At 70.9% G+C, this 8,165-nt stretch carries 9 protein-coding genes and 1 pseudogene; 5 read left to right on the top strand and 5 right to left on the bottom strand.

From position 1 onward, the window contains the following. Together ACTB72_RS18885 and ACTB72_RS18880 are read left to right on the top strand one after the other, a co-directional pair. The coding region (locus ACTB72_RS18885) for an isochorismatase family protein (RefSeq protein WP_463038561.1) at positions 1–259 on the top strand (259 nt) is incomplete at its 5' end. After that, positions 256–1,092 (top strand): hypothetical protein, encoded by an 837-nt coding sequence (locus ACTB72_RS18880; protein ID WP_463038560.1) that lies wholly within the window; start codon positions 256–258, stop codon positions 1,090–1,092. The genes ACTB72_RS18885 and ACTB72_RS18880, both read left to right, overlap by 4 nt. A 6-nt stretch (positions 1,093–1,098) precedes the next feature. Here ACTB72_RS18880 and ACTB72_RS18875 read toward each other — a convergent pair whose 3' ends face one another. Further along, positions 1,099–1,914, bottom strand: a complete 816-nt coding sequence (locus ACTB72_RS18875; protein WP_463038559.1) for an MBL fold metallo-hydrolase — start codon at positions 1,912–1,914, stop codon at positions 1,099–1,101. Between the two features lie 71 nt (positions 1,915–1,985). Next, a complete protein-coding gene (gene ubiG / locus ACTB72_RS18870) occupies positions 1,986–2,762 on the bottom strand; it encodes a bifunctional 2-polyprenyl-6-hydroxyphenol methylase/3-demethylubiquinol 3-O-methyltransferase UbiG (protein WP_463038558.1) in 777 nt (258 codons plus the stop codon). Positions 2,763–2,882: 120 nt separating this feature from the next. On the opposite strand from ubiG, the gene pip reads away from it, so the two are divergent. Then, entirely contained in the window at positions 2,883–3,815 is a 933-nt protein-coding gene (pip, locus tag ACTB72_RS18865; RefSeq protein ID WP_463038557.1) for a prolyl aminopeptidase, read from the top strand. A gap of 24 nt (positions 3,816–3,839) precedes the next feature. After that, a pseudogene (locus ACTB72_RS18860) lies at positions 3,840–4,975 on the top strand (serine/threonine protein kinase). A 140-nt stretch (positions 4,976–5,115) separates the two neighbouring features. Here ACTB72_RS18860 and ACTB72_RS18855 read toward each other — a convergent pair. After that, a complete protein-coding gene (locus ACTB72_RS18855; RefSeq protein WP_463038556.1) occupies positions 5,116–5,580 on the bottom strand; it encodes a GatB/YqeY domain-containing protein in 465 nt (154 codons plus the stop codon). Between the two features lie 191 nt (positions 5,581–5,771). Here ACTB72_RS18855 and carA point away from each other — a divergent pair, with 191 nt between their 5' ends. Beyond that, positions 5,772–6,953: a glutamine-hydrolyzing carbamoyl-phosphate synthase small subunit gene (gene carA, locus ACTB72_RS18850; protein WP_463038555.1), complete on the top strand. Its 1,182-nt coding sequence runs from the start codon at positions 5,772–5,774 to the stop codon at positions 6,951–6,953. Positions 6,954–7,067: 114 nt separating this feature from the next. Here the strand turns inward: carA and ACTB72_RS18845 are convergent, their stop codons facing one another. Both ACTB72_RS18845 and ACTB72_RS18840 read right to left on the bottom strand, forming a co-directional pair. After that, on the bottom strand, positions 7,068–7,874 hold the full coding sequence (locus tag ACTB72_RS18845; RefSeq protein WP_463038554.1) for an SDR family NAD(P)-dependent oxidoreductase: 807 nt from the start codon (positions 7,872–7,874) through the stop codon (positions 7,068–7,070). A gap of 5 nt (positions 7,875–7,879) precedes the next feature. Beyond that, positions 7,880–8,165: hypothetical protein (locus ACTB72_RS18840; RefSeq protein ID WP_463038553.1), on the bottom strand; the 286-nt coding region annotated here is incomplete at its 5' end.

Genomic DNA, 8,165 nt, shown 5'->3' with positions numbered 1-8,165 from the left:
TCTTGAGATCCTGCTCAAGGGCCTGAAGGCCGAGACGCTGATCCTGATCGGCGGGCTCACCGACGTCTGCGTGCACTACACCTTCGCCGACGGGCATCAACACGACTACTACATGCGGGTCGTCGGGGACGCGGTCGGCGGATCCTCGGACGCCGCGCATGAGGCGAGCCTGCGCGCGTTCGAGTATCTCCAGACGGGAGCGGTGCGCGGCACGGACGAGATCGTCGCCGCCATCGGCGCCGGGGCGCAGACCGCATGACAGCCGCCCCGATCGCGGGCGCGCCCCGGCCGGGCGCAGGCGGCCCGCCGCCGCCGCGGCTCGCCGAGGTGCAGGGCCTGTGGCGGCGCGAATGGCTGCGCGCCGGCGGGACGGAGGACGCGACGACCGAGGTCTGGTGGATCCAGGCCGGCCCCCTCCATGTCGACCTGCGCCTGCCCGCCGATCTGCCGCGGCGGGAGACGGCGCGGGGCGGGATAAGGGCGCTCGCCGACCTCTCCGCCCCCGATCTGCGCCGGCTGGCGCGGGCCGAGGGGTTCGCGGGCGTGACCACGGTGGAGCGGGGGGTCTGCACCTGGACCCGGCGGGTGAACTGGCGCGGGCCGCTCGACGGGCCGGATGTGGGGGCGCTGTTCTTCGAGGGCGACGCGCTGATCGAGCGCGGGGTTTTCGCGGATTACGCCGAGCTCTGGCGGCGCGAGGCCCCCGGCGCCCGCCCGCCGCTGCGCGCCATGCAGCTGCGCCGGGCGGACGGGCAGGCGGCGGTGCTGGCGCAGGCGGGCGAGATGTTCATGCTCGGCCGCGGCGCGCCGGCGGCGCTCGCGGCCAACGCGCCGCTGGGGGACCGGCTGGAACAGGCGCTCGCCCAGCGCCATCGCGGCGCGCTGCGCCGGCTCTTCGATCAGGAGTTCTGCATCGGTCGGATCACCCCCGTGGGCGGCATCGTCGCCCGGTCGACCAACCCGATGCGCATCGGGGCCCGCGCCTTCGCGGCGGACGTGTTCGAGGCTGAGACGGTCCGGATCACCGCGCTGGATTTCGAAGGCGAGACGACCGAGGACATCTGGGTGCGGGTGCCGGTGACCGACCTTTAGGGCCCGTCAGGCCCAGCGCGCGAGGTAATCGTCGCAGATCTCGCGCATCTTAGCCTCACCGAAGGCGTCGTTGTGCCCGCCATGCACGATGCTGACTTCCAGTTCCCTCAGCCGGCGCAGGGTGGCGCGGTATTCGTCGAGATCTCCCGCCAGGATCAACGGCCCGTCATAGATCGCGTCGCCCGAGAAGAAGGTCCCGTCATCCTCGTCCAGCAGCCCGATCCCGCCGTCCGAATGCCCCGGCAGATGCAGCACCAGGAACGAGCGGTCGCCGAGGTCGACCCGGTCGCCCTCCTCCAGCAGCATCGTCGCGGGGGCGGGTTTCATCGCGTAGCTGGACAGATCGTAGCCGGCTTCGGGCAGCGCATCGATCAGCACCGGCGGCAGGGGCCGGTAGCCCGACGCCTTGAATTTCTCGAGCAGGGCGGCGGGATACTGGTCGCGGAAAAGCGTGGCGAGCGGGTCGGGAACCTCGAGCCGCAGGTCGGCTTCCTCTCGCAGGTGGATCAGGCGGGTGTCGAATTCCCAGGACCCGGCCATGTGGTCGATATGCGCATGCGACAGCACATGCACCAGCGGCTTGGCCGGATCGGCCCGCAGCCCCGCCACGAAGGGCGAGAGCGGCGCGATCCCCATGCCGCTGTCGATGAGCATGTCCCGCTCCGCCCCCTCCACCAGATAGAGGTTGGCGCGCAGCAGCAGGTCCACATGCGGCTCGTCGATCAGGATGACGCCGGGCGCCACGGTTCTGGCGCGGAACCAGGCGTCGGCCACCGGCAGGGCGGCGGCGATGGCGGCGGCTTCGGGGTTGGGGGCGGGCATGGAACCTCCGGTGGGCATGGGCGCGCCAACCTTGCGCCGCCCCGCCCGCCGGGGCCAGCCCCAAGCCCTGTTCAGCTTCGCCGCACCGAGGCGGTGACGTAGTTGACCGAGAGATCGCGGGCCGAGATCGACCAGCTCCAGCCCAGCGGATTGAAAACGAATCCCTTGCGGTCGACGGGATCGAGGCCGGCCCCGCGGAGCAGGTCGTAAAGCTCGTCCGGCGTGATGAACTTGCGCCATTCATGGGTGCCCTTGGGCAGCCAGCGCATGATGTGTTCGGCCCCGACGATGGCCATGGCGAAGCTCTTGGCGTTGCGGTTCAGCGTCGAGCAAACCATCAGCCCGCCCGGCCGCAGCAGCGCGGCGCAGGCCCCGAGGAAGCCGGCGGGGTCGGGCACATGCTCGACCACCTCCATGTTGAGCACGGCGTCGAACTGCTCGCCGGCCTCGACCAGCGCCTCGGCCGTGGTGCAGCGATAGTCGATGTCGAGCCCCGACTGGGCGGCATGGACCTGGGCCACGGGGATGTTGCGGGGCGCGGGATCGACCCCCACCACCGTCGCGCCGAGCCGGGCCATCGGCTCCGACAAGAGCCCGCCGCCGCAGCCGATGTCGAGGATGCGCAGCCCCTCGAACGGACGATCCGCGGTGAGGTCGCGGGCGAACTCGGCCCCGATCTGCTCGACGATATAGCCCAGCCGGCAGGGGTTGAGCATGTGCAGCGGCTTGAACTTGCCGGTCGGATCCCACCACTCGGCGGCCATCGCCTCGAACTTGGCGATCTCGGCCGGGTCGGTGGCGGCGAGGGATGGGGCGGCGTTCGGTTCGGCGTTCGGGGCGGATGTCATGGCATGGCTCCCATTTTCCGGGGCCTCGCCGGGCGCGGCCCGCGCAGCGGCCCTTGTGATCAGCCCCGGACATGACATAGATCGTGAATGCGCGAAAGCGACCATGACCGATCGGCCCGCATGGCCCTTTATCCCGCCCTCGAACCCTTCGCACGCATGCGGCTGGAGGTTCCGGGCGGCCATGATCTTTATGTCGAGCAGTGCGGCAACCCGCGGGGCAAGCCCGTGGTGGTGCTGCATGGCGGCCCCGGGGGCGGATGCTCTCCCGGCATGCGCCGGTTCTTCGACCCGGAGGTCTACCGGATCGTGCTGTTCGACCAGCGCGGCTGCGGGCGCTCGCGCCCCCATTCCGCGCTCGAGGGCAACACCACCTGGGATCTGGTCGCGGATATCGAGCGGATCCGCGAGAAGCTGGGGATCGACGCCTGGACCGTCTTCGGCGGCTCCTGGGGCGCGACGCTGGCGCTGATCTACGCCGAGACCCATCCCGAGAGGGTGAGCGCGCTGGCCCTGCGCGGCATCTTCCTGATGACCCGGCGTGAGCTGACCTGGTTCTACGGCGGCGGCGCCGGCCAGTTCCGCCCCGCCGACTGGGCGAAATTCGTCGAGGCGGTGCCGGAAACGGAGCGCGGCGACATGATCGCCGCCTATCACCGCCGCCTGACCTCTCCCGACGTGATGGAGCAGACCCGCTTCGCCCGACTCTGGGCCGGGTGGGAGGCGTCCTGCGCCACGCTGCATGGCGGCGGCGGCCACGGGCCGGACGGGGCCTACGCGCGGGCGTTCAGCCGGATCGAGTGCCATTACTTCATGAATGACGGCTGGCTGGAGGAAGACGGCCAGATCCTGCGCGACGCCGGCCGGCTCGACGGCATCCCCGGCCATATCGTGCAGGGGCGCTACGACCTGATCTGCCCGCCGCTCTCGGCGCATCTGCTGCACAAGGCCTGGCCCGGCTCGCAGCTGCATATCATCCAGGACGGCGGTCATGCGCTGTCGGAGCCCGGCATCGCGGCCAAGCTGGTCGAAGTGATGGACGGGCTTAGGGGCTGAGCGCGAGTTTCGGGGGGACGGGGCATGGACGGCGTTCGGGCGGAGCGCGCCGGCGCCCCGACCCATGTCGAAAGCTGGACCGAATGGGACCCCCTCCGCCATGTCATCGTCGGGCGAGCCGATGACGGCCATATCCCGCCCGCGGAACCCGCGCTCGACGCCAAGGCGCCCGAGGATTCGGACATGCGCGGCCAGCGGGGCCGTCGCCCGCAGGAGAGCATCGACCGCGGCAACGAGCTGCTGGATGCTTTCGCGGCGCAGTTGCGCGGGCAGGGCATAAGGGTGGACCGGCCGACGCCGGTGGATTTCTCGCAGCCCGTCAGAACCCCGGATTTCGAGACCGGATCGCAGTTCGGCTGCATGCCGCCGCGCGACGTGCTGCCGACCGCGGGGCGCGAGATCCTCGAGGCCGCCATGTCCTATCGCTGCCGCGGGTTCGAATATCTGCGCTACCGGCCGCTGCTGCAGCGGTATTGGGAGGCGGACCGGGGCTTTCGCCACGAGGCGGCGCCGAAACCGCGCCTTACCGACCGGGATTATCACGCCGACGACCTCTCCCAGAGCATCGGCGAGGCGAAGCGTCTGGAATGGACGGCCCCAAAACACTTCGTGACGACGGAGGAGGAGCCGCTGTTCGACGCCGCCGACGTGCTGCGCTTCGGGCTTGATCCGGTGGTCAGCACGGCTTCACGACGAACCTCAAAGGCATCGAGTGGCTGCGCCGGCATTTCCCGGCTCACCGGGTGCATGCGGTGAATTTTCCGGGCGATCCCTACCCGATCCATATCGACGCGACGTTCTCGCCGATGCGCCCCGGCCTGAGCCTCAACAACCCGCGCCGCCGGCTGCCCGACGCCCGGCGCGCGACGTTCGAGCGCAATGGCTGGGAGATCGTGGACGCCGCGCCTCCGACGCATCACATGCCGCCGCCGCTGCGCTATTCCTCGGTCTGGCTGTCGATGAACGTGTTGGTGCTGGACCCGAAAACCGTCTGCGTCGAGGAGACGGAGGTCCGTCAGGCCGATCAGCTCGACCGATTGGGGTTCGAGGTGGTCCCGGTGGCGCTGCGCGACGCCTACGCCTTCGGCGGCGGGCGGCATTGCTGCACGGCGGATGTGCGCCGCGAAGGCGGGCTGCAGGACTGTTTTCCGGCGGGATGACCGGCTGAAAGAGGGCCGCCGCGCCGACCCGCGCGCCGACGGCCCCCGCCCGCCCGCGGCGGCGGGCAGGCGAGGGCGCCGGTGGCGACGCCTCCGGGCCGATCGGTCGGATATGGAGGGTGGGTGGCTTGCGCCCGGCTTCAGCCGAGCGCGCTGCGCACTTCCGCCCCGGCCTTGCACACGTCCATGCGGCCGGAATAGCGGGTCTTGAGGGCGCCCATCACCGTGCCGAGATCGCGCAGCGACTTGGCCTTGGTTTCGGCGATGGCGGTGGCGACGGCCTTTTGCAGCTCGTCGTCGGACAGCGGACGCGGCAGGAATTCGCGGATCACCTCCGCTTCCCGCCGCTCCTGCTCGGCCAGTTCGAGCCGGCCCGACTCCTCGTAGCGGCGGACCGAGTCCTCCCGCTGGCGAATCATCGTGACGAGGATCTCGATGACCTCGGCGTCGTCCAGGGCGCCGCGCTGGTCGTCGCGCTCCCGCACCGCTTCGCGGTCCAGGATGGCGGCGCAGATCAGGCGCAGGGTGCACTGGCGCGTGGCGTCATCGGAGGCGGCTGCAGCAGCGGCGGCCTCTTTCAGCGCCAGGGCGATGCGGTCACGCATGGATGGTCCCGACTCCCAAGCTTTCATGTTCGTTAAGACTACACCGAACCGGGCGAGTCGCCAATGCGGCGAAAATCGGCCAAGATCCTGAATTCATTGCGCTCCCTCCCCAGCTCGCCAAACTGTCGCGCGGGTTGACCTGCCCGCGCCATCCCCTTAGCTTCCCGCGGCCCGAATTCGAGGAACAGCCCATGCACCCCGCTCCGACATCCGCCCGCCGCGATGCGGCGGATCTGCCCGTCCCGCCCGGCGCGACGGCCTGCATCGCCTTCGCCGATGGAACCGTGTTCTTCGGGCGCGGCTTCGGCGCCGAGGGGGTGTCGGTGGGCGAGCTGTGCTTCAACACCGCCATGACCGGCTATCAGGAGATCATGACCGACCCGTCCTATGCCGGCCAGGTGGTGACCTTCACCTTCCCCCATATCGGCAATGTAGGCGCAAATTCTGAAGATGAAGAGACCGCCGATCCGGTGGCGCTCGGCATGGTGGTGCGCTGGGATCCGACCGAGCCGTCGTCCTGGCGCGCGACCGAGGCGCTGTCGCCCTGGCTCGCGCGGCGCGGGCGGATCGGGATCGGCGGGGTCGACACCCGCCGGCTGACCCGCGCGGTGCGGCTGCGCGGCGCGCCCCATGTGGCGATCGCGCACGCCGCCGACGGGGTGCTCGACCCTGCGGCGCTGGTCGAGCAGGCCCGCGCCTTCCCCGGCCTGACCGGGGCGGATCTGGCGAAGGACGTGAGCTGCGCCCAGTCCTACCGCTGGGAGGAGATGCGCTGGGCCTGGCCCGGCGGGTTCGAGAAGCGCTCCGCCCCCGGCCGCCGGGTGGTGGCGGTGGATTACGGGGCGAAGCGCAACATCCTGCGCTGCCTCGCCTCCGCCGGCTGCGACGTGACGGTGCTGCCGGCGAGCGCCACCGCCGAAGACGTGCTCGCCCATGATCCGGAGGGCGTGTTCCTGACCAACGGCCCCGGCGACCCGGCCGCGACCGGCGCCTATGCGGTGTCGATGATCCGCGGCGTGCTGGACCGCGGGCTGCCGATGTTCGGCATCTGCCTCGGCCACCAGATGCTGGCGCTGGCGCTGGGGGGCAAGACCGTGAAGATGTCCCACGGCCATCACGGGGCGAACCACCCGGTGAAGGACCTGCAGACCGGCAAGGTCGAGATCACCTCGATGAACCACGGCTTCGCGGTCGACGCGCAAAGCCTGCCGGCGGGGGTGATCGAGAGCCATGTCTCGCTCTTCGACGGCTCCAATTGCGGGATTAGGGTCGAGGGCCGTCCGGTGTTTTCCGTGCAGCATCACCCGGAGGCGAGCCCGGGGCCGATGGACAGCCACTACCTGTTCGACAATTTCGTCGCCTCGATGAAATGACCCGCGGCGGCGCCCCGCGAGGGGCGCCGCCGCGACGACCGGACCGAGGGCGGCGGCCGGGACGCCGGCGGGACCGTCTCGCCCCCCGGCGCCGCGCCTTCGGATCGCCGGCGTTCAGATCGCCGGAAGATCCAGCGGATCGAGGATGTTGCGCCCGCCGTCCACGTCCAGGATCTGGCCGGTGATGAAGCTCGACGCGGGCGAGGCGAGGTAGAGCGCCGCGGCCGCCGCCTCGGACGCGTCGCCGATCCGGCCCAGCGGCGTGACCCGGATCAGGTCGTCGCGCAGTTCCGGATTGCCCTTGAACGCGTCGCGGAGCGTCGCGGTCATCACCGAGCCCAGCCCCACCGCATTCACCCGGATCTCCTGCGGGGCCAGCGCCACGGCCATGGCGCGGGTCAGCTGGTCCATCGCCGCGCAGGTCACCGAGTAGCGCAGCATCGAAGGCACCGTGCGCCGTCCGACGATGGACGAGAGGTTGACGATGGCCCCGCCCGGCCCGGTTCCGCCCGCGGCTTCGCGCTGGGAGATCATGCGGCGCGCCGCGGCCTGGGATAGCTGGAAGGCGGTGCGGACGTTGACGTCGAAGATCTCGGTCAGCGCCGCCGGATCCATCGACATCATGTCGCCCGACGAGATCTGGCGCAGCCCGTTGGCCAGCACGTCGATGCGGCTGTAGGCGTCGAGGCTGGCGGCGATGAGGTTGGAGACCCCAAGCGGCGTCGCCAGATCGCAGGCGAAGAAGTTGACCTCGGCCCCTTCCTCCGCCAGCCGGTCGGCGACGAGGCGCAGGGCGGCCTCGTCCTTGTCCGAGATCAGCAGCCGCGCGCCCGCCTGGGCGAAACGCAGCGCGATGGCCCGGCCGACGCCGCGCCCGGCCCCGGTCACGATGGCGGCCTTGCCTTCGAGCGGCTGCGCCATGGTTGTTATCCCCTCTCGGATCGGATGATTTCGGGTCGGATGGTTTCGGGGCGGACGATAGACGTCGGCCGCGTCAACGGGAAGGGCGCGGATGCGCCCGCTTTCGCGCGGAGGGCGGTCGTCGCCCCGGCCGGCGCGTGCGCGCGGTGCTCGTCGTGGTCCCCGTGGCCATGTCCGTGCCCGTGCCCATGTCCGTGGCCGTGTCCGTGCCCGTGCCCGTGGCCGTGCCCGACGATCAGCAGCGTCCCGCCGGGCGCGACCCAGCCGGCGAGGCGGTCGTAGAAGTCGAGC

It is taken from the genome of Albimonas sp., assembly GCF_055129145.1.
Note: the sequence above shows the minus strand (reverse complement) of the source record. Positions and strands in the feature narration are given on the sequence as shown.

Excerpts from the sequence above, each read along its gene's own strand:
- pip (WP_463038557.1), top strand. The coding sequence starts at position 2,883 with ATGGCCCTTTATCCCGCCCTCGAACCCTTCGCACGCATGCGGCTGGAG.
- carA (WP_463038555.1), top strand. The coding sequence starts at position 5,772 with ATGCACCCCGCTCCGACATCCGCCCGCCGCGATGCGGCGGATCTGCCC.
- ubiG (WP_463038558.1), bottom strand. The coding sequence starts at position 2,762 with ATGACATCCGCCCCGAACGCCGAACCGAACGCCGCCCCATCCCTCGCC.
- ACTB72_RS18845 (WP_463038554.1), bottom strand. The coding sequence starts at position 7,874 with ATGGCGCAGCCGCTCGAAGGCAAGGCCGCCATCGTGACCGGGGCCGGG.
- ACTB72_RS18855 (WP_463038556.1), bottom strand. The coding sequence starts at position 5,580 with ATGCGTGACCGCATCGCCCTGGCGCTGAAAGAGGCCGCCGCTGCTGCA.
- ACTB72_RS18880 (WP_463038560.1), top strand. The coding sequence starts at position 256 with ATGACAGCCGCCCCGATCGCGGGCGCGCCCCGGCCGGGCGCAGGCGGC.
- ACTB72_RS18875 (WP_463038559.1), bottom strand. The coding sequence starts at position 1,914 with ATGCCCGCCCCCAACCCCGAAGCCGCCGCCATCGCCGCCGCCCTGCCG.